The organism is Paraburkholderia sacchari (genome assembly GCF_000785435.2).
GTDB lineage: Bacteria > Pseudomonadota > Gammaproteobacteria > Burkholderiales > Burkholderiaceae > Paraburkholderia > Paraburkholderia sacchari.
Map to the genome: position 1 here is coordinate 160567 of NZ_JTDB02000006.1, position 18320 is coordinate 178886.

Annotated in this window: 14 protein-coding genes and 3 pseudogenes; 2 read left to right on the forward strand and 15 right to left on the reverse strand. The window is 63.9% G+C overall.

Going from position 1 to position 18320, the window contains the following annotated elements:
• Positions 1-4: 4 nt before the first annotated feature.
• From NH14_RS21120 to NH14_RS21160, 9 genes and pseudogenes are all read right to left on the reverse strand, one after another.
• Positions 5-2002: a family 2A encapsulin nanocompartment cargo protein cysteine desulfurase gene (locus NH14_RS21120; protein WP_035529351.1), complete on the reverse strand. Its 1998-nt coding sequence runs from the start codon at positions 2000-2002 to the stop codon at positions 5-7.
• On the reverse strand, positions 1977-2909 hold the full coding sequence (locus NH14_RS21125; protein ID WP_035529349.1) for a family 2A encapsulin nanocompartment shell protein: 933 nt from the start codon (positions 2907-2909) through the stop codon (positions 1977-1979). The genes NH14_RS21120 and NH14_RS21125 overlap by 26 nt, the downstream gene beginning before the upstream one ends.
• A gap of 125 nt (positions 2910-3034) precedes the next feature.
• Positions 3035-3298: a helix-turn-helix domain-containing protein gene (locus NH14_RS21130; protein ID WP_035529348.1), complete on the reverse strand. Its 264-nt coding sequence runs from the start codon at positions 3296-3298 to the stop codon at positions 3035-3037.
• A complete protein-coding gene (epsC, locus tag NH14_RS21135; protein ID WP_035529346.1) occupies positions 3295-4269 on the reverse strand; it encodes a serine O-acetyltransferase EpsC in 975 nt (324 codons plus the stop codon). Before epsC ends, NH14_RS21130 begins: the two co-directional genes overlap by 4 nt.
• Positions 4270-4326: 57 nt before the next feature.
• Positions 4327-4794 (reverse strand): rhodanese-like domain-containing protein, encoded by a 468-nt coding sequence (locus tag NH14_RS21140; RefSeq protein ID WP_035529344.1) that lies wholly within the window; start codon positions 4792-4794, stop codon positions 4327-4329.
• A gap of 232 nt (positions 4795-5026) precedes the next feature.
• A pseudogene (locus NH14_RS21145) lies at positions 5027-5257 on the reverse strand (sugar ABC transporter substrate-binding protein); the annotation flags it as partial.
• A 34-nt stretch (positions 5258-5291) separates the two neighbouring features.
• On the reverse strand, positions 5292-6710 hold the full coding sequence (locus tag NH14_RS21150) for an LLM class flavin-dependent oxidoreductase (protein WP_035529341.1): 1419 nt from the start codon (positions 6708-6710) through the stop codon (positions 5292-5294).
• On the reverse strand, positions 6710-7954 hold the full coding sequence (locus NH14_RS21155) for an SfnB family sulfur acquisition oxidoreductase (protein WP_035529339.1): 1245 nt from the start codon (positions 7952-7954) through the stop codon (positions 6710-6712). The genes NH14_RS21150 and NH14_RS21155 overlap by 1 nt, the downstream gene beginning before the upstream one ends.
• A gap of 3 nt (positions 7955-7957) precedes the next feature.
• Positions 7958-9208, reverse strand: coding sequence for an SfnB family sulfur acquisition oxidoreductase (locus NH14_RS21160; protein ID WP_035529338.1), 1251 nt, complete (start codon positions 9206-9208; stop codon positions 7958-7960).
• A gap of 231 nt (positions 9209-9439) precedes the next feature.
• On the opposite strand from NH14_RS21160, the pseudogene NH14_RS21165 reads away from it, so the two are divergent.
• Positions 9440-9634, forward strand: a pseudogene (locus NH14_RS21165) (ATP-binding cassette domain-containing protein); the annotation flags it as partial.
• A gap of 30 nt (positions 9635-9664) precedes the next feature.
• Here the strand turns inward: NH14_RS21165 and NH14_RS21170 are convergent.
• Both NH14_RS21170 and NH14_RS33910 read right to left on the reverse strand, forming a co-directional pair.
• On the reverse strand, positions 9665-11170 hold the full coding sequence (locus NH14_RS21170; protein WP_052148196.1) for an MFS transporter: 1506 nt from the start codon (positions 11168-11170) through the stop codon (positions 9665-9667).
• 160 nt (positions 11171-11330) lie between these two features.
• Positions 11331-12079: pseudogene (locus NH14_RS33910) on the reverse strand (sigma-70 factor domain-containing protein); the annotation flags it as partial.
• Positions 12080-12620: 541 nt separating this feature from the next.
• On the opposite strand from NH14_RS33910, the gene NH14_RS21180 reads away from it, so the two are divergent.
• Positions 12621-13541 (forward strand): LysR family transcriptional regulator, encoded by a 921-nt coding sequence (locus NH14_RS21180; RefSeq protein WP_035529335.1) that lies wholly within the window; start codon positions 12621-12623, stop codon positions 13539-13541.
• Here the strand turns inward: NH14_RS21180 and NH14_RS21185 are convergent.
• The 4 genes from NH14_RS21185 to NH14_RS21200 form a co-directional block, all read right to left on the reverse strand.
• Complete coding sequence (locus NH14_RS21185; protein WP_035529332.1) at positions 13538-14239, reverse strand: sterol desaturase family protein; 702 nt, start codon at positions 14237-14239, stop codon at positions 13538-13540. The two genes, NH14_RS21180 and NH14_RS21185, sit on opposite strands and share 4 nt — an antisense overlap.
• A gap of 62 nt (positions 14240-14301) precedes the next feature.
• On the reverse strand, positions 14302-15678 hold the full coding sequence (locus NH14_RS21190) for an MFS transporter (protein WP_035529331.1): 1377 nt from the start codon (positions 15676-15678) through the stop codon (positions 14302-14304).
• Between the two features lie 67 nt (positions 15679-15745).
• Entirely contained in the window at positions 15746-17467 is a 1722-nt protein-coding gene (locus NH14_RS21195) for a GMC family oxidoreductase (RefSeq protein ID WP_035529329.1), read from the reverse strand.
• A 45-nt stretch (positions 17468-17512) separates the two neighbouring features.
• Positions 17513-18319 carry an enoyl-CoA hydratase/isomerase family protein gene (locus NH14_RS21200; RefSeq protein WP_035529327.1) on the reverse strand — a complete coding sequence of 269 codons (807 nt, stop codon included), beginning with the start codon at positions 18317-18319 and terminating at the stop codon, positions 17513-17515.
• Position 18320 lies beyond the last annotated feature (1 nt).

An 18320-nucleotide genomic window follows, 5' to 3' on the forward strand; every position in this document is an offset into this window, starting at 1 on the left:
TCTATTACTGGCGCGGCGCCAGTCCTCGCACGACGGACACCAGCGCGTCAACTTCCGCGCAGGTATTGTAGAACGCAAGCGAAGGCCGCACAGTCGCTTCGAGGCCGAAGCGCCGCAGGATCGGCTGGGCGCAATGATGCCCGGCACGCACAGCGATGCCTTCGCGGCTCAATGCCTGCCCGACCTCCTCGGTCGTGTAGCCCTTCAGCACGAACGAGAGCACGCTCGCCTTGTCACGCACCGTTCCGACGAGGCGCACGCCCGGCACCGGCGCAAGCACGCTCGTTGCATACGCAAGCAAATCATGCTCGTAGCGCGCGATATTCTCGATGCCGATACGGCTCACGTAGTCGAGCGCCGCACCCAACCCGACGGCATCGGCAACATTGCCGGTACCGGCTTCGAAGCGCGCAGGCGCGCCGTGGAACACGGTTTTCTCGAACGTGACGTCCTGGATCATGTTGCCGCCGCCTTGCCACGGCGGCATCGCTTCGAGCACCTCGCGCTTGCCGTACACGACGCCGATACCGGTCGGCCCGTAGATCTTGTGGCCTGAGAACACGAAGAAGTCGGCGTCGAGCGCCTGCACGTCCACGCGCATGTGCGAGATCGACTGGGCGCCGTCGACGAGCGCTCGCGCGCCAGCGCGATGCGCGAGGTCCACGATCTCCTGCACCGGCACCACGGTGCCGAGTGCGTTCGATACCTGCGTCACCGAAACGATCTTCGTGCGGTCGTTGAGCAGCTTGCGATACTCGTCGAGCAGCACCTGTCCCGAGTCGTCGACGGGAATCACTCGCAGCTTCGCACCCTTGAGTGCCGCGAGCTGCTGCCAGGGCACGATGTTCGCGTGGTGCTCGAGATGCGAAACGATGATCTCGTCGCCTTCTCCGACGTTCTGCACGCCCCACGATTTCGCAATCAGGTTGATCGCCTCCGTCGTGCCGCGCACGAACACGATTTCCTCGGGCGCCGAAGCACCGATGAAGCGCTGCACCGTCTTGCGTGCGTGCTCGTAGGCGTCGGTCGCCCGCGCGGCCAGAGCATGGGCGGCACGGTGGATGTTCGAGTTCTCGTGCGCGTAAAAATACCCGAGCCGGTCGATCACCGCCTGCGGCTTGTGCGTCGTGGCGGCGTTGTCGAACCACACCAGCTGCTTGCCGTTCACGCGCTCCTGCAGGATCGGAAAGTCGCGGCGCACCGCGTTGACGTCGAAAGGCGGGTGAGCGCCGCGCAGCACGTCTGCCTGGGGAGCGGCGTTTTCGCGTTCCGCCAGAAAATAGCGGGCCGGGCCGTCGTGCCCGCCGTATTCCGGGCGATTGAGTGTGAGCAGTCCACGCAACGCGTCATCACCTGGCAGTCCGAATGTCTCCGGTGCGGCGCGACCTTGCGCAGGCACCACGATCTCCTGCGCCTCGCGCTGCCAGCCGTGGCCATCTGAACCCGTGAAGTAGAACGGCGAGCCGGACCCGGCTTTCGCCTCGGCGGGCACCGGTTCGACAGCCCCATACGCCTGTGGCACACCGAGCAGCGCACCGCCCACGCGCGGCTCCAGCGCAGATGCGATCGCTACAGCGTTGTCCGGCAGGCCGTTCGCGGCGGCCGCATGCGGCGCGAGCGCGGGCGCACGGTTGCCGAGCGCGAGCACGTGAGTCGGCGCGGAAGGAGCAAGGTTGGCGCCCGGCACCTTGCCTTGCGGCAGTTCCAGACCCGGCACGCCAGTGCCCGTGCCGCCAGGCCCCGCGAGCGGCGAGCCCGCCGGCGCGGGATTGCTGACCGAGGCGAGGATCGGCGCGGCCGCCGGCAACGCGGACGGCACGCCGCCCACAGCGCCACTGCCAGCCGCCACGCCGGGCGCGCCAGCATTGCCCGGCAACGTACTGAAGAACTCATTGGTAAGCCGCGCTAGCGTCGCCGGGTCCGGCAGTCCGCCCGGCAGCGGTGCGTGCGCGCCCGCTTGCGGCAGCGCCGTCGGATTAGCGGTAGGTGTCAGGGTAGTCATGGTACTTGCCGATCTCCACGTCATCGAGTACAGCCAGCGCATCCGGCGAATGGACCGCGAGCGAGCAATACAGTGAGATCAGATACGACGCGATCGCCTGATTGTTGATCCCCATGAAGCGCACCGAGAGGCCCGGTCCCTGCTCGCCCGCGACACCTGGCTGATACAGTCCCACCACGCCCTGCCGCTTGTCGCCCACGCGCAGCAGCAGGATCTTGGTCTTGCCGTCGGCGACCGGCACCTTGTCGGACGGAATCAACGGAATGCCGCGCCACGTGATGAACTGCGAACCAAACAGGCTGACCGTCGGCGGCGGCACGCCGCGTCGCGTGCATTCGCGGCCAAACGCGGCAATCGCGAGCGGATGCGTAAGGAAGAATGCGGGCTCTTTCCAGACCTTCGTGAGCAGTTCGTCGAGATCGTCCGGCGTGGGCGCCCCTGTGAGCGGGAAGATGCGTTGCTCTTCCTCGACGTTAGCCAGCAGGCCATAGTCGGGATTGTTGATGAGTTGGCTTTCCTGCAGTTCCTTGATCGTTTCAATCGTGAGCCGCAACTGCTCCTTGATCTGGTCATGCGGGCTGCTGTAAAGATCGGAAATACGCGTGTGAACGTCGAGCACCGTGCTCACCGCATTGAGGAAATACTCCCGCGGCTGCTCTTCGTAAGGCACGAACGTCGTGGGAAGCGTGCCTTCGTCTTCGCGCGCCGTGCAGGCAGCGCGCACTGCTTCGGGATCCTTAACGCGGTTCAGACGATAGATACCGGCCTCGACCGGCACCCATTGCAGCAGGTGTGTGAGCCAGCGCGGCGTGATCGTGGAAAGCTGCGGGACGGTCTTGGTGGCATTCGCCAGTTGCCGCGCGGCGTTATCGCCGAGCGCGGTCTGGCCGCTCAGAGTCGTGGACATGTAGGAGGGCTCCGGTTACTTATAACAAAAACTGCATTGCTTATGACGACAGCAGATTATGGGAATCCCTTATGCGCGGTTCAACCGGCTATAGGCATCAAGGCATAGCAAGAAGTGCAATCTGCTTACTGATTGAGTGGATGGCCCGGCAGCCCCATGGCGTTGGCCATGCCGGTCACCCCGCCGACAAGCAGTTCGCCGATGCTCACACCCAGCGCGTGCGCGAGCTTCTCCACTGTGACGATCGAGGCGATGGCCGTGCCGCGCTCGATTTCGCCGACATAGGTGCGGTTCAGCCCGGCGTGCTCGGCGAGGCGCTCCTGCGACCATGCGTGCGCCTCGCGCAAACGGCGCACGGTAGCGCCGAAGTCGTGAACGATGGCGCTCATCGCAGTGCGTCCGCTGCAATCGCAAACGATGTGGGAGCGCCGGCCTCGACGGGGCCGCTCACAGACGGCGCGCGCGTTTCGTGGCGCGAAATCGCCTGGGTGACGTGTGCGCCAGGCGGCACGCTCTCGGTCAACCAGACGTTGCCGCCGATGACCGCACCGCGGCCGAGCGTGACGCGCCCGAGAATCGTGGCTCCCGCGTAGATCACGACATCGTCTTCGACGATGGGATGTCGCGCGTGGCCCTTCTCGAGATTGCCGGCGGCGTCGCGCGGAAACCGTTTTGCGCCGAGCGTCACGGCCTGGTACACGCGCACGCGCTCACCGATGATCGCGGTTTCTCCGATCACGACGCCTGTGCCATGATCGATGAAGAACGCACTGCCGATCTGCGCGCCCGGATGAATGTCGATGCCCGTGGCCGCGTGCGCCAGCTCCGAAATAATGCGTGCGAGCAGCGGAAGCCCGAGTCGATACAACTCGTGCGCAAGACGGTGATGCGTGATGGCAAGCACGCCGGGATAGCAAAGCAGCACCTCGTCCACGCTGCCCGCGGCCGGGTCGCCATTGAACGCGGCAAGCACGTCAGTATCGAGCAGCGCGCGGATGGCGGGCAAGCGCTGGGCGAATGCGCGCACGGCAGCCAGCGCGCGTGCGTCGATCTCTCCACGGTCGGCCTCGACGTGCCGTGCCTTGTAGCGCAGCTCGAGCCGCGCCTGCGCGAGCAGGGCGTGCAATGCGGCGTCGAGTGCGTGGCCAACGTAGAAATTTTCGCTCTCCTGGCGCAGATCCGGCGGCCCGAGCCGCATGGGAAAGAGCACGCCCTTGAGCGTTTCGATGACCTCCGCCAGCGCTTCACGCGCCGGCAGATCGCGCCCACCCGGCTCCAGCGCACGCCGCTGCAATTCGCGCCATTGTTGCCGCACGCCCTGAAGCGCGTCGACGATCTCAGCCACATGAAATACAGTCACGCCAGTTCTCTCTTCATTGTCGGTTTGAATGATCCGGCGCACGGGTGGGCCGTCCTTCTATTCCTGCACCCACGGCAGACCATGGAAACGCCAGCCGTTGCTCGAGCCGCGATGCCCCGCCTCGTCCAGTTCGCCTTCGAAGCCTTCAGTGACGTTGAACACATGCGCAAAGCCTGCCTTGGCGGCCGCCTCGGCGGCCTGCGCCGAGCGGTTGCCGCTGCGGCACAGCAGCACGACCGCCGCGCCCTTGCCCGTCTTTGCCTCCAGTTCGCGCACGAAGCGCGGATTTCGCGTGAGGCTCGTTCCGGTCGCCCACGCGACATGCAAGGTGTCAGGCACGTGGCCGACGAACTTGCGTTCCTCGCCAGTACGCACATCCACGAGCACCGCTTCGGCCGCCTGATGGAGCGCCCACGCCTGCTGCGGCGTCACGCTTCCCGCGTACGGAAGACCGCTTGCCTGCGCGTTGGCGCGCGCCGCTTCGAGATCCGCGTGCAGCGGCTTTTCCTGCAGTTCCACTGTCATCAGTGCCTCCATGTCATGTTGGCGGCACTCATCGGAATTTTTTGCGGGCTGCCGCCTTTAGCCATCTGGATTCCACTATGCGGGCAAGGCGGCGCGCCTCCAACCAACTAAAAATGCTATCCAAATTCGCATACGTGTCAGATGCAATTGCACCAGTTCGAGAGCGATTGCAGACGAGGCGGCTTGCTCGCCGTGGAATCAGGGAACGATGTAAAGGTCTGAGAAATTGCAGCGCAGCCGTGGATGCATCGCCGGAACGGAAGGCAGGGAATTTCGCGCCAAGGTCCGCAATCGTCTTGATGTCGTTCGTCACCAGATCGTCGCGCGTGATCAGCGTCGGCTTCACCACGATGTGATGACCAGGTGCCACCAGCAAGGCCGCCGCGCATACCGACACGGCGCCGACCACGGCGGGATTGGTCGCCGCTACCGCCACCCATGCGCTGCCTGGCGCGCGGATCGCTTAGATGTCGGCAGAAACCAGAAGATGTCGAGACTCATGAATGTTCCTTTGCGAAGCAGTGTGATGCGCCTGTCGTATCCATATTTGCCGGCTGCATCGCTTGACGGCGGAAGCTTGCCGCCGTGTGGCGTTCGGGAAGTTGGTCGCCCTCGCCGAACAGGCGCTGCCGCAGCGTCCCATCGGCGTAAGCGGTCTTGTAGAGGCCGCGGTTCTGCAACTCGGGCACGACGAGATCGATGAAATCCTCGTAGCTCTCCGGCACCACCGTGCGGCTCAGATTGAAACCGTCGATCCCCGTTTCGTCGATCCACGACTCCAGTTCATCGGCGACCTGCGCGGCACTGCCAACGATCGCGGGATAGCGTCCGCCGAGCTCGAACATCTCGAGCAGCCTGCGGCGCGTCCAGCCGTGCCGCTTTGCGGTGCGCGTGGCCGACTCGATTGCATTGCCGGGCGCGTAGTCGACGGGCGCGTCGAGATCGTATTGCGAATAGTCGATGCCCGTGCTCGCGGCAAAATGGGCAAGTCCTGCTTCGCGGCTCGCGTAGCGCAGATAGTCGGCGTACTTCTCGCGCGCTTCGCGTTCGGTTGCTCCCGCAACGACTGCGGCACCCGCAAAAACCTTGACGTCGTCGGGGCGGCGTCCGGCCTGCACGAGCTGTTCACGCAAGGTCTGCACCGTTTCGCGCGCGACCTTGCGATTCGGCGGCGAGATGAATACGCATTCGGCGTGGCGCGCCGCGAAACGCTGGCCGCGCCCGGAACTGCCAGCCTGGAACAGCACCGGCGTGCGTTGCGGCGAGGGTTCCGCGAGGTGATAGCCATCGACGTTGTAGTAACGCCCAGCATGCCGAACCCGATGGACCTTGGCTGGGTCCGCATACACGCGCGCGCGCCTGTCGCGCTGCACGGCATCCGCTTCCCAGCTGCCTTCCCACAGCTCGTAGAGCACGTCGAGATATTCGTCCGCGCGTTCATAGCGTTCGTCGTGCGGAAGCTGTTCGCTCAACCCCATCGCGCGCGCCGCGCTGTCGAGATATCCGGTAACGATATTCCAGCCGATGCGTCCTTGCGTAAGATGATCGAGTGTCGAAAAACGGCGAGCGAGCAGATACGGCTGTTCGTAGCTGAGATTCACCGTCACGCCGAAGCCGAGATGGTTCGTCACGGCCGCCATCGCCGAAACCAGCAGCAACGGGTCGTTGACGGGCAATTGAATCGACTCGCGCAGCGTGACATCGACGTTGTGCTGATAGACGTCGTACACACCCACGATATCGGCGAGAAACAAGCCATCGAACAGGCCGCGTTCCAGCGTGCGGGCAAGATCGGTCCAGTATGGCAACTGCCGGTAATCGAAGGAACGGTCGCGCGGATGTGTCCACAATCCGTGATTGATGTGGCCGACGCAGTTCATGTTGAACGCGTTCAGCAGAATCTGTTTGCGTGCCATTACAAGGCTCCGTGCCGGGGCGGCAGCGTGTCGTTGAGGTAGTAGTTTCCGACCGCGTGATACTTCCAGCGCACCGGGTCATGAAGCGTGTGCGTGCGGGCGTTACGCCAGAAGCGGTCGAGGCCCAGGCCATCGAGTGTCGCCGACGTGCCAGCCAGTTCGAACAGTCGAGAGCCTGCATCGAGCGAAATCGTCGTGGTGAGCACGCGCGCCTCGGCCACCGCAACGGATGCCTCGGCCACCGAGCGCTCCGTCGGCCCCGCCTGCGCGATATCGACGAAGCGCGCCGCGCGACGCACCAGCGCCTCGGCAGCGCGCAGACGTGCGGCGAGATCGCCGAACTGCACGACGGTCAGCGGGTCGTCGGTGGCGCGGTCGACTTTAGCGTCGATCCACGGGCGCGAATTCTCGCGCACGAACTGCAATGCGGCCTGGAAAGCGCCGCGAGCCTGACCCAGATCGATCGATGCATGCATGATCTGCGCGAGCGGACCGATGGTGGTCGGTCGTTCGAACGACGCCTGAAACGGCACGACCCATTCGGGCTCAACGTGCACATGATTGAACTGCACTGAGCCGCTGCCCGTCACACGCTGGCCAAAACCGTCCCAATCGTCGATCACCTCGACGCCTTGCGCATTGCGCGGCACGAACGCGAGACAGGTGATATCGCGCCCGCGCTCCTCCGTGATGACCAGCGTGGGAATCCAGTCTGCATACAGTGCGCCCGTGCAATAGAATTTGCGGCCGTCGATATGCCAGCCAGCCGTGGTGCGCGTGAGCCGCGTGCGTCGCTTGAAATCCTTGTGGCCGGTTTCGGCGAGTGCATTGCCGAAACGCTCGCCTGCCAGCACACGGTCATAGAAGAAGCGCTGCTGTCCGGTGCTCGCGCCGACGCGCAGCACTTCGAGCGCATAGAAATGATTCTGTGGAATCTGACCCAGCGACCCATCCGCCGCCGCGATCGTTGCCGTCACTTCGGCGAGCGTTGCGCTGCTCACGCCCCCGCCGCCGAATTCGCGTGGCACGGTCATGCCCCATAGCCCGCTCGCGACAAACGCGTCGAGTTCGGCCCACGGCAGCCGGCGCTCACGGTCGCGCGCTGCCGCGTCGGGTGCGAACTCATCGGCGAGGCGCTTCGCGACACGCAACGCGTGGGCATCGTCGGCAATAAGGTCGGGCGTGCGTTGCACCTGTCGCTCACGCGTCTGTGCAGCAGTCTCTTCAGAAATATCGGTGCTCATGTTTCAGTTCCACGAATGCCGCGTCGGCAGCGCATGATTAAGGTGATAGTTGCCGAGCAAATGCAGCTTCCAGCGCACGGGATCATGCAGCGTATGCGTGCGTGCATTGCGCCAGTGACGGTCGAGATTGTGTGCAGCGCGTGTCGATGCGGAACCCGCCAGTTCGAACAGCTTCTCGCTCGCTTCGAGGGCGATGCGCGTGGTCAGCACTTTGGCCCCGGCCACGGCGACAGATGCCTGCGCGCTCGCTTCGGCATCGATGGGTGCGGCGGCAATCGCATCGAGCGTGCGTCCTGCGTCGAGCAAAACTTCGCGTGCGGCATGCAAATCAATCTGCAGACGGCCTATGTCGGCGATGATGTACGGATCGTCGGTCGCGCGCTCCAGTCCCGAGTCGATCCACGGACGCGCGCGCTCGCGCACAAACGCGAGCGCATCGGCAACGGCAGCCTCGGCGATGCCCTGATCGATGGCGGCCTGGATCAGTTGCGAATTGGGACCGAACAGGCCCGGACGATCTGCGAGTTGCCAGAGCGGCAGCACGTCCTGCGGATCGACGCGGACGTTATCAAAAACCACGCTGCCGCTTGCCGTGGTGCGTTGGCCGAATGAACTCCAGTCGTCGAACACCGTGAGGCCGGGCGCGTCGCGCGGCACCCAGACCTGCACGGCGCGGCCCGCATCGTCTGTTGCTCGCGCGGGAACGCGATGCGCGAACAGCGCGCCCGTCGAGTAGAACCGCTTGCCGTCGAGGCGCAATCCATCTTGCGTCTCACGCAGCCGCGTCGTGCCTTGCAGCACCGTGGACACCGCCGCCGAGCGGCGTTCCGGGCCCGCATTGCCGAGCCGGTGGCCCGCCAGCGCCTCGCCATACAGACGCGCTTTCTGCACCGGTGTGCCGATTTCGCGCAGCACGCCCAGCACGCCGAAATGATTTTGCGGGATCTGGCCGAGCGCGGGATCGGCGGCACAAAGAATCACGAAGACTTCAGCGAGCGTCGCGAACGACACGTCCGCGCCGCCGTATTCACGCGGCACGGTAATCGCACCAAGACCGCTCTCCGACCATCGATCGAGTTCCGCCCACGGCAGCATGCGCTGACGGTCACGTTCGGCCGCGTTCGCCGCAAAGCCTGCTGCGAGCGTGTGGGCGGCCGCGAGCGCGTCGGCGTCGGTGGCAATGCGCTGCACGCGCGCGGGATCAGGACGCCGCGGCAATTGCGCAGCGGCAATAGAGGTTTCGACACTAGACATGATGGCTCACACGAAGAGGAAAAAGCCCTTTGAGCCCATCGCGGCTCGCTTCGAACAGGGCCAATCCTGTATTGGATCAGCCCAGGCGCGCCAACCCTACTATCGGATTTGCAATTGCTTATGACAGGCGCCGATTTTCCCTGCCATCGGGCGCCCAGCAGTTCAGGAATAGAATGATGGCGTGGGCATTTCGTCGTTGACGGCCCATTCGCCGAGTTCCTGCAGCTTGTAATCGATGCGCTGCTTGCGGAAGTCGGCTTGACGAATGTTCATGACGTGCTGCCAAAGCAGTTGTCAGGCGGCATGGCGCAACGTGTCTCACTGGCGCGCGGGCTGTTTGCGGAACCTGCTCTGCTGTTGCTCGACGAACCGTTCGGCGCCGTCGACGCCATTACCCGTTCCCGGCTTCAGCGCGTGTTGCTCGCGGCGCAATCTGATCTGCGCGCCCCCATTGCATCAGGTGCTCACGCGCGCCGCGACATTCGCGTCGTCACTCGCATCCCTGTAATCTTCTCCATCGATGTCATAGCCCGACGGTTCCCAGCGGATCGCGAGCAACACCAGCAGCGACGTAAGCGGCGCAATCGCGATGACCCAGAACACTTTCGTGCCGAGCGCTGCCGCCAGTACCGGGAACAGAAACAGCGAGATCGTCGATGCGGTGCGCACGAGCGTCTGATTGAAACCCACGCCGATACCTCGCAGCGAGGTCGGATAACTGAGCGACGCATAGGTCATCGAATGGGAGCCGGGACCGAAGCCTTGCCCGAACAGATAGCCGCCCAGCAGCAGAATCGCAACGACCACCAGCGCGCCGCCGCCCGGCTTGCCGATCAGCGCGAGTCCGATCAGCGACGCGAACTGGAGCGAATGCCCGAGCACCGTCATTTTCCACGCGCCAACCGTGGGTGCCGTGCGCACGCCGATCAGTCCGCCGACAAACGCAAACAGCAGATTCAACGCCAGCGATGCAACGATCGTCGTCAGCGGCCCTTGCGCGAAGAAACTCGTGATAATGACGGGCAAACCGAAGATGATCGCGTTGTAGCCGAACGACGATGCGCTGCCGATCACAGCGGCCAGTACCGTCCGCTTGCGATACGTGGCGTTGAACAGCACGCCGTAGTTGCGCCACGACGCGCGGCGCGGTTGCGCGACAGGCGTCGCGGTGCGCTCGACGACTGCATCGACACCATAGGTACGCTTCAGAATGCGCGCGGCGCCTTCCAGATCGCCCTGATTGGCCGCCCACACAGGCGATTCGCTGATATAGCGGCTGCGCACCAGGATGATGGCTATCGCGGGCACGGCGCCGAAGGCGAGCGTGAGGCGCCACAGCCAGCTCAGATGATGCTCGGGCAGGATCGCGTAAAGCCCCAGAATCAGCAGATAGCAGGTGCTGGTTGCCGCATACCACGCGGGGCACCATGCAGCCACGCTCGCCGCCTTGTTGCCCTTGCCCGCCACGCGCGAAAACTCGGCGAGAAACGCCATCGCAACGGGCAAATCGAGCCCCACGCCAAAGCCCATCAGAAAACGCGCGCCGCCGAGCACCCACGCGTTGGGCGCGAGTCCTGCGGCAATCGCCGCAATCACGAAGAACAGCATGTCCGCCATGAAGACCCGATAGCGGCCGATGCGATCGGTCAAATAGCCGCCGAACAATGCACCCAGAATCGCACCGAAGGTAATCGCCGACGACACGAAGCCGACCTGCACAGGCGTCAGCGCGAACTGCTTCGCGATGTCCTTGATGCCATAAGCGAGCGACGTCAGATCGTAGGCATCGAGGAACACACCGCCCAGCGCGATCGCAATCACAATGCGGGCATTGCTGCCCTTCGCGGCGCCCGCGTTGACGATACGCGATACGTCCTGCGCGGAACGAATCACGGCGTGGTGCGCAGACGGTGGATGTGCGGCGGCACCGACGGAATCGGATGGAATAGCGACGGTAGACATGGCTGTCAAACATGAAAGTCAGAGGTTTTTGCATGCTAGCGCCGCTGTGCATCTATTCAAAACGATGAATGCGTATATGTAAATCCAGCCAGAATCATGCGCGCCACAATTGGACGACGCGTTTTCGCGTGGCCGGCACTTCGTTGCGCCCCGCGATGCTGAGATCCAGGAACGGCAAGCCGCGATTCACGTATTTCTTCGCAATTGCGATGACAAGACGAAGATTCGCTTCGATCATCTCCCGCCCGGCTTGCCGCATTCTCGACTCCGCGACACCCATTGTGCGGTTGATCCCCTTGAGCTGCCGCAGCGGCAGCAAAACCCTCGCCTCAATGTTGGTGAGTTTCTGCTGCCCGGCCTGAATGGCGGGCATATATCGCTCGAGCGCCGGGTCAAACTGGCAGGAATTAGCTGCCATGCGGCTCACCCAGCTAAGGTCGGTCTCGTGGCCCGAGAACGACTCGACAAACAACTCGCGTGGCATGCCGCAACGAGTGACGACGATTTCCAAAAATGCTGCGCTCGATCGCGCGTACCTCCGCAACCTGCTCCTGCACGTTGGCGCACAGGCGATCAATGATTTTCGGCGTGAAACGGATCGACTTCGTCACCGTCCGGGTCTTCGCCGCAGACGGAAGGTTCCGCTTCATTTTCTTCGGAATCTTGCGTCATTGCGTTCCCGCTCACGTCGTCGCCGACACCAGCGACCAGTTCATCGATATGCAGTTCTCCGGCAATGACGCGGTCTACATCGGCAAGAATCGTGGCCACGACCATCGGACATGCAGCAATCGCCTGAATCATGTCCTGCTGGCCGGATTCGATGCGTTTTGCGATCTCGATTTCACCCGCTCGGGTCAGCAGTTCCCTGGCTCCCATCTCTCGCATATACATCCGCACCGGATCAGATATGCAATCCTTACTATTCCGGAACACGGTACAGCACAGGCTGGCGTTCATGTCGAATATCGAGCCCGGTATGCCGGCATCATCAAGTCGCGTCTGGCACGTCCTGACTGGCGAGGCGGCTTTTCCAGGCGCGGTTTCCTTGCTGTTCCTGCGCCAATGCACTGGAATCTGAACCGGGTACATCGCGTACCCGTTAGTATGTCTTCGTTCCTTGACCCGCCTGTATGGTGGATTTTATTAAGAGTCGGAACAAATTTTTTGCGCGCTGAAAACACCGAGAGATCGGCGCAAGGCTGACGGGCGAGGACACAGGGGGACTGCCGCCCGGGCGCTGCGAACCGGGCTCCGTGCGCGAGAAACGGTAGCCCAACGGCACGCCGTCTCCCCGTGGTATGCCGTGCGCGATCGCCTCGGGTGGCCTTGATGGACGCTCGGCTGCAATCAACGACTCGATACCGCAGGTTAGCGATACGACGCCCACCCCATAAAAGACGGCGCGCGGTACTATCTTCGTCGGCCCCGTCCCGTATACCCTTGTCCCATGGAACTGAAGCAAATCCAGTACTTCATCGCGCTTTTCGAAGAAGGCACCGTCACGCGCGCTGCCAGGCGGCTCAACATCGCGCAACCGGCGCTCAGCATGCAGATCGCCAAGCTCGAAACGGAGATTCGGCAGAAGCTCTTCGAGCGTGGGCCGCACGGCATGGCGCCGACCGAAGCCGCACGGTTGATGTACCGCCTTTACACGCCGATCATGCGCGACATCGATCACGCACGCGAGCACCTGAGTCGTCGCGATGTCATCGTGACCGGCCGCGTCTCGCTGGGGATGGTGTCGTCGGAGGCGCAGAGCGTATTGCCCGAATCGCTCGCCCGATTCGATGCGCTTTTCCCGCAAGTCGAAGTCTCCGTCGCCGATGGCTTCAGCGCGCAACTGATCGACGCTGTCGAATCTGGCCGGCTCGATGCCGCCATCATCAACAAGCCGCGCGGACGGCTGACGCTCCACGTAGTGCCTTTGCTCGTCGAAGAAATGGTGCTGGCGACGAGCGTGGCGAATGGCCCACAGCTGCCCGACGAGATCGATCTCACGCAGCAGTCGGGCATCGAATTCGTGCTGCCCACGCGCCGCAACGGCCTGCGAGGCGCGCTCGATGCCGCGCTGATGGCGGCTGACGTCGTCATCAAGCCGAAGTTCGAGATCGATCTGCTCAGCACCATCGTGCAGTTCGTTGAGCAGAGCAGTGTCGCGACAATCCTGCCGCGCGTCGTCGTGCAGGCGAAAGTGGACGAAGGGCGCTTGCGCGCACGCACGATCGCGTCGCCGCCGATCGTGCGCCACATCATTCAGGTCACGCATCCGAAGCGGCCGATCGGGCCGGCCGCCCAGGCGCTCATCACGATTATCACTGATGAGATAAAGCGCGTGACGACGGGTGTTTTGGGGAAACAAGCGCCTTAGCGGCCGCGTTCCAACGGTTCGCGCGCACTACTCGGAACGTCGCTGCGCGTGCCGAACAGCGTGTCGCAGATCGGGAACGTGAGGTTGAAGTTCTGTGTCGCCATCACTTCGGGATCGTGGTGTGTGGCGTGCAGGCGCCGCACTGTGTTGACGAGCGGAAGGCGGTCGAGGAACGGGCTGTCGGTGACGTGTGAGAGCGTATGCAGGCCCTCGTACATGAGAAAGTACGCCGCCATAGTGAGCAGCGCGATGTAGCCTGCGTTGCGGGAGAATACGAACCCAATCACGAGCGCGAACGGCACGGCCGCCAGCACGAACGCAACCGGCGCAAAAGGCGGAAACAGCAGCGCGCGCCAGTGACGGTGGCCCTTGTATTCAAGCGTCACATGCGTGAAGAACCGGTGATGGACGGCGCAATGGCGCTTGTAGATCATGCTGAAATACTTCGTCGGACGATGCAGTACGTAGCGGTGCGCCGCCCATTCCGCCCAGTTGCCGAACAGAAAGAGCGGAATGACCGCCAGCCATTCGGCGAGCGTCGGTGCATGAAGCTGCATCAGGCAATACACGATCACGCCGCCGGTGAAGAGCAATGTGAAGCCGAGGTGCATTTCGCCGCGATACCACCATGGTGTGGCATTGACATACTCGTCACGGAACTTGTAGGAACGCGCACGAACGTCTTCTTCGTATTTCATCGATATCTCCGGCTGTTGTGAAAGGCGTGCGCCCATTGGCGTCCGCCGTTATGCCCAATGACTCAGGAGGGACTGCGCGCCGAGCCGTTGTCGAGCTTGCCGAGCGTCTCCGGCACCACAAACGCGCCGACCAGAAAGATCACGCTGATCGCGCCGACGAAGATCGCGAGCGTCGACGGCAACTGGCCCGCATCCTTCGCGATCAGCGAGACGAACGTCGGCATCATTCCGCCGATCGCGAAGCCGATATTCCACGAAAGACCCGTGCCCGTCGCGCGGATCGCTGTCGGGAAGCGTTCGTTCAGGAAGATCAGCACGGGCGCATAACCGGCGCTGCCGAGCGCCGAAAGCAGCACCGCGTAGACGCCGACCATCGTGATGCTTTGCGCCGTCGGCAGCAGCAGGAACAGGCCGGGCAGCGCGACGAGCCGGATCACGCCGATCCAGATGAACGCGCCCTTGCGGCCGATGAACGTGCTGATGTGCCCCGCCGCGACCGAAGCGACCACCACGGCGACGCTGCAGATCATCAGGATCGCGGCGGCGGCGCCGTTCGGCGCATGGCTCACGACCTTGAGGAACGTCGGCAGATAGCCCGATGTGAGGTAGTAGCCGCTGCCGCCGCCGATTGTCAGCAGCAGATTGACGAACAGCACGCTGCGATATTCACGCGAGAAAAGCGTGCGGATCGGCGAGCGCGCCACTTCGACGGTCGCGCTTTTCATCTGCGCGGCGGCCTTCGCGGCCTTGTCTGCGGCGAGCTTCTTCCAGAGCGGCGATTCTTCGAGACTGTTGAAGACGAAGAGGCCGAGCACCGAACTCAGGATGCCCGTGAAGAACATGCAGCGCCAGCCCCACACGTCGAACGCATCGCCTGGAAAGAGCGATGACATCGCCAGATAGGTGAGCGACGCGAGCAGCGCGCCGAGTCCCGCGCCACCGCCGCCGATCAGCCCCGACACCGCGCCGCGATACTTCGGCGCGACGGATTCGGTGCCAATGGTATGCGTGGATGCGACCACGCCGCCGACGAACACGCCCTGCACGAGACGCAGCAGCAAGAACAACACCGGCGCGACGATGCCCGCCTGGGCGACCGTCGGCAGCACGCCGAAGGCCGCCGTCGACACGCCGACGCCGACGACCGCGACGATCATCGCGCCCTTGCGGCCGTGGCGGTCCGCGTAAGAGCCGAAGAGCGCGGAGCCGAGCGGCCGCATCAACAGCGTCACCGCAAACGACGCGTAGACCGCAGCGAGCGAAAGCATCGCGTGCTCGGACGGGAAGAACAGACGCCCGACGATCGGCGCGACGTACAACAATACGAACAGGTCGAACAGATCGAGCGCCCAGCCCATGCACGACGCCATCACCGCGCCCATGATCTGCCTCTGATTAACCGGAAGCACGGTGGCCCCGTCTTGCGCTGCTATAGACATTTGCATCTCCTTGTGTGTCACAGGCACGCTTTGTTGGATGCGCGCTCTTGTCGAGGTTGAAAAATCGTCAGTGGGCGGCGGCGTGCGGCGATGCCACGCTCGCCCGTTGCTGGGCAACCATCGCATCGGCGATCTTCTCGGCGATCATGATGGTCGGTATGTTCGTATTCGCCGATGGCAGTCGCGGCATCAGCGATGCATCCACAACGCGCAGCCCTCGTGTGCCTCGCACGCGGCCTTCCGTGTCGGTGACGGCGTCGCAGTCCTGCGCGCCACCCATGCGGCAGGTGCCGCTCGCATGCCACACGCCGAACACGTTCGCGCGGATGAAATCGGCGAGAGCGCGGTCGTCGTGGATCAGCGAAGTCATCTTCAGGCCGCGCGTGAAGAAGCGTTCGATCAGCAGACGCCGCAGCGGCGCCGGTGTGTCGAGCAGCGCTCCGAGGATCGAAGTCAGAAGCGCATTGCCTTCGCCGACATTGCTCAGCGCCTTCACACGCGGCGAGAATGCGGCCGGGAAAAAGTCACGTGAATCGCGGCCAAGACCGGATGCATCGACAATGCGCGCCAGCATCCGCACGCCAGCGGCGAGCCGTTGCAAATCGCGTTCGTCGTCGAGCAGATTCAGATCGACGCGGGGCGCTACGGCCGCATCGGGCGACGCCAGTTGCACGCAGCCACGCGAATACGGCCGGTTGCACCACAGGAAAAAGAGGCCCAGCCGGTTGCCGAGCGCATGCCACGCTGCGCGCGTCGCGCTCGACAGATACAGATCCGACTCGTCGCAGCCCGCGACGCCCGAACTCATGCGCGCGGCCATCATGCTCGCGCGGCGTCGCGCGAGCGGCATCCGAAAGCGCGGCTCGAGAAAATGACAGAACGTGAGCGACGGATGATCCTGCAGATTGCGTCCGACGCCCGGCAAATCGACCGTACACGGGATACCCATCGCCACGAGTTGGTGCGCGTCGCCGATACCGGCGCGCATCAGCATCGCGGGCGACTGCAACGCGCCCGCGCTCAGCACCACTTCGCCCGCATCGAAACGCACGCGCTCGCCGTTCGCCGCAATCGCGACGACACCGCGCGCCGTCGCACCTTCCATCACGATGCGTTCGACGCGCAGATTCGAATAGATGCTGAGATTCGGGCGCTTGCGCGTGGCTTCGTCGAGATAGGCGATGGCCGTCGACACGCGCTTGTCGTCGATGTTCGAGAACGCGCCCGGAAAGAAGCCGTCGCCGAATTCGCCGTTCTGGTCCTGAAGTTCCGCGAAGCCGTTCGCGCGCAAACCCTTCGCGAATGCACGACAGAACGCTGGCCAGTCGTTCGGCATGATGCGGCGGATCGGCACGGGACCGTCGCTGCCGTGCAATTCGCCGCCGGGAAAGTTCACGTCGCGTTCGAGCTTGCGAAAGTACGGCAGCACCTCGCGCCACGACCAGCCTTCGGCGCCGTTCGCGGCCCATTCGTCGTAGTCGCGCGGCAGGCCGCGATTGGCCGACTGCACGTTGATGCTCGACCCGCCGCCCATCACGCGGCCCTGCTCGTAGACGCGCGGCGCGGCGTGCTGCGTGGCTTTCGCTTTCAGATCGGGCCAGATGTACGTGTCGCCGCAGAAGACGGGCATCGGATAGCTGTCGAGAATCGCCGCGGGCACCGCGCCCGGCGGCGTGTCGGCGCCCGCCTCGATCAGCGCGACGCGCACCGACGGCTCCGCCGACAGTCGATGCGCAAGCACGCATCCCGCCGAGCCGCCGCCTACGATCACGTAGTCGAAGCGATCCATCGCATTGTCTCCTCTTGTCTCGTCCGCCGCGCGGCGTGTCAGGTGTCAGCTGCCGCGAAACACCGGCTTGCGCTTGCCATGAAAAGCTTCGACGCCTTCGCGGAAATCGTCCGACGCGCGCAGACGGCTATAGCAATGCCCTTCAAGTTCGATCGCGATCGACAACGGTGCGTCTTCCGAATCGTTCAAGAGCTTCTTCGCGGTGCGCTGCGCGAGCGGCGAGAACGCGCGCAGTTCGTCGACGAGCGCGTCCGTCGCCGATTCGAGTTCGGCGTCCGCGACGCATTCGACGGCGATGCCCCACTCGTACGCCTGCTTGCCCGGAATGCGGCGCGAGCGCATCACGATGTCCTTCGTGCGGCCGATGCCGACCATCGACTGCAAACGCGCCGAGCCGCCCGAGCCGGGAATCTGCCCGAGCTTCTGCTCCGGCAGGGCATAGAAGGTCGTATCGGTGACGATGCGGAAATCGCACGCCAGCGACAACTCGAAGCCCACGCCGAAGCAGAAGCCGCGATTGGCCGCGATCACCGGCTTGGAGCATCGCGCGGGCGCCGCGATGTTCCAGGCGAGCTTCGATACGTGCTCCGGCGAGGCTTCCAGAAAGCCTTTGATGTCACCGCCGCTCGAAAAGTGCTCGCCTTTGGCGCGCACGACGATCACGCGCACGCGGTCGTCGTCGTCGAGGGCTTCGAACACGGCGCGCAACTGCTCGCGTGCGTGCATCGAAATGACGTTGAACGGCGGCCGATGCAGGATGATGTCCGCGCGCTCGCGCTGCGCGTCGATTTCGACCGAGAAGCCGTCGAGGTCTTGCAGCAGGGTCTGGCCGCGATGGTTGAGATCACTCATT

Excerpts from the sequence above, each read along its gene's own strand:
- NH14_RS21120 (WP_035529351.1), bottom strand. The coding sequence starts at position 2,002 with ATGACTACCCTGACACCTACCGCTAATCCGACGGCGCTGCCGCAAGCG.
- NH14_RS21125 (WP_035529349.1), bottom strand. The coding sequence starts at position 2,909 with ATGTCCACGACTCTGAGCGGCCAGACCGCGCTCGGCGATAACGCCGCG.
- NH14_RS21130 (WP_035529348.1), bottom strand. The coding sequence starts at position 3,298 with ATGAGCGCCATCGTTCACGACTTCGGCGCTACCGTGCGCCGTTTGCGC.
- NH14_RS21140 (WP_035529344.1), bottom strand. The coding sequence starts at position 4,794 with ATGACAGTGGAACTGCAGGAAAAGCCGCTGCACGCGGATCTCGAAGCG.
- NH14_RS21150 (WP_035529341.1), bottom strand. The coding sequence starts at position 6,710 with ATGGCACGCAAACAGATTCTGCTGAACGCGTTCAACATGAACTGCGTC.
- NH14_RS21155 (WP_035529339.1), bottom strand. The coding sequence starts at position 7,954 with ATGAGCACCGATATTTCTGAAGAGACTGCTGCACAGACGCGTGAGCGA.
- NH14_RS21160 (WP_035529338.1), bottom strand. The coding sequence starts at position 9,208 with ATGTCTAGTGTCGAAACCTCTATTGCCGCTGCGCAATTGCCGCGGCGT.
- NH14_RS21170 (WP_052148196.1), bottom strand. The coding sequence starts at position 11,170 with ATGTCTACCGTCGCTATTCCATCCGATTCCGTCGGTGCCGCCGCACAT.
- NH14_RS21180 (WP_035529335.1), top strand. The coding sequence starts at position 12,621 with ATGGAACTGAAGCAAATCCAGTACTTCATCGCGCTTTTCGAAGAAGGC.
- NH14_RS21185 (WP_035529332.1), bottom strand. The coding sequence starts at position 14,239 with ATGAAATACGAAGAAGACGTTCGTGCGCGTTCCTACAAGTTCCGTGAC.
- NH14_RS21190 (WP_035529331.1), bottom strand. The coding sequence starts at position 15,678 with ATGTCTATAGCAGCGCAAGACGGGGCCACCGTGCTTCCGGTTAATCAG.
- NH14_RS21195 (WP_035529329.1), bottom strand. The coding sequence starts at position 17,467 with ATGGATCGCTTCGACTACGTGATCGTAGGCGGCGGCTCGGCGGGATGC.
- NH14_RS21200 (WP_035529327.1), bottom strand. The coding sequence starts at position 18,319 with ATGAGTGATCTCAACCATCGCGGCCAGACCCTGCTGCAAGACCTCGAC.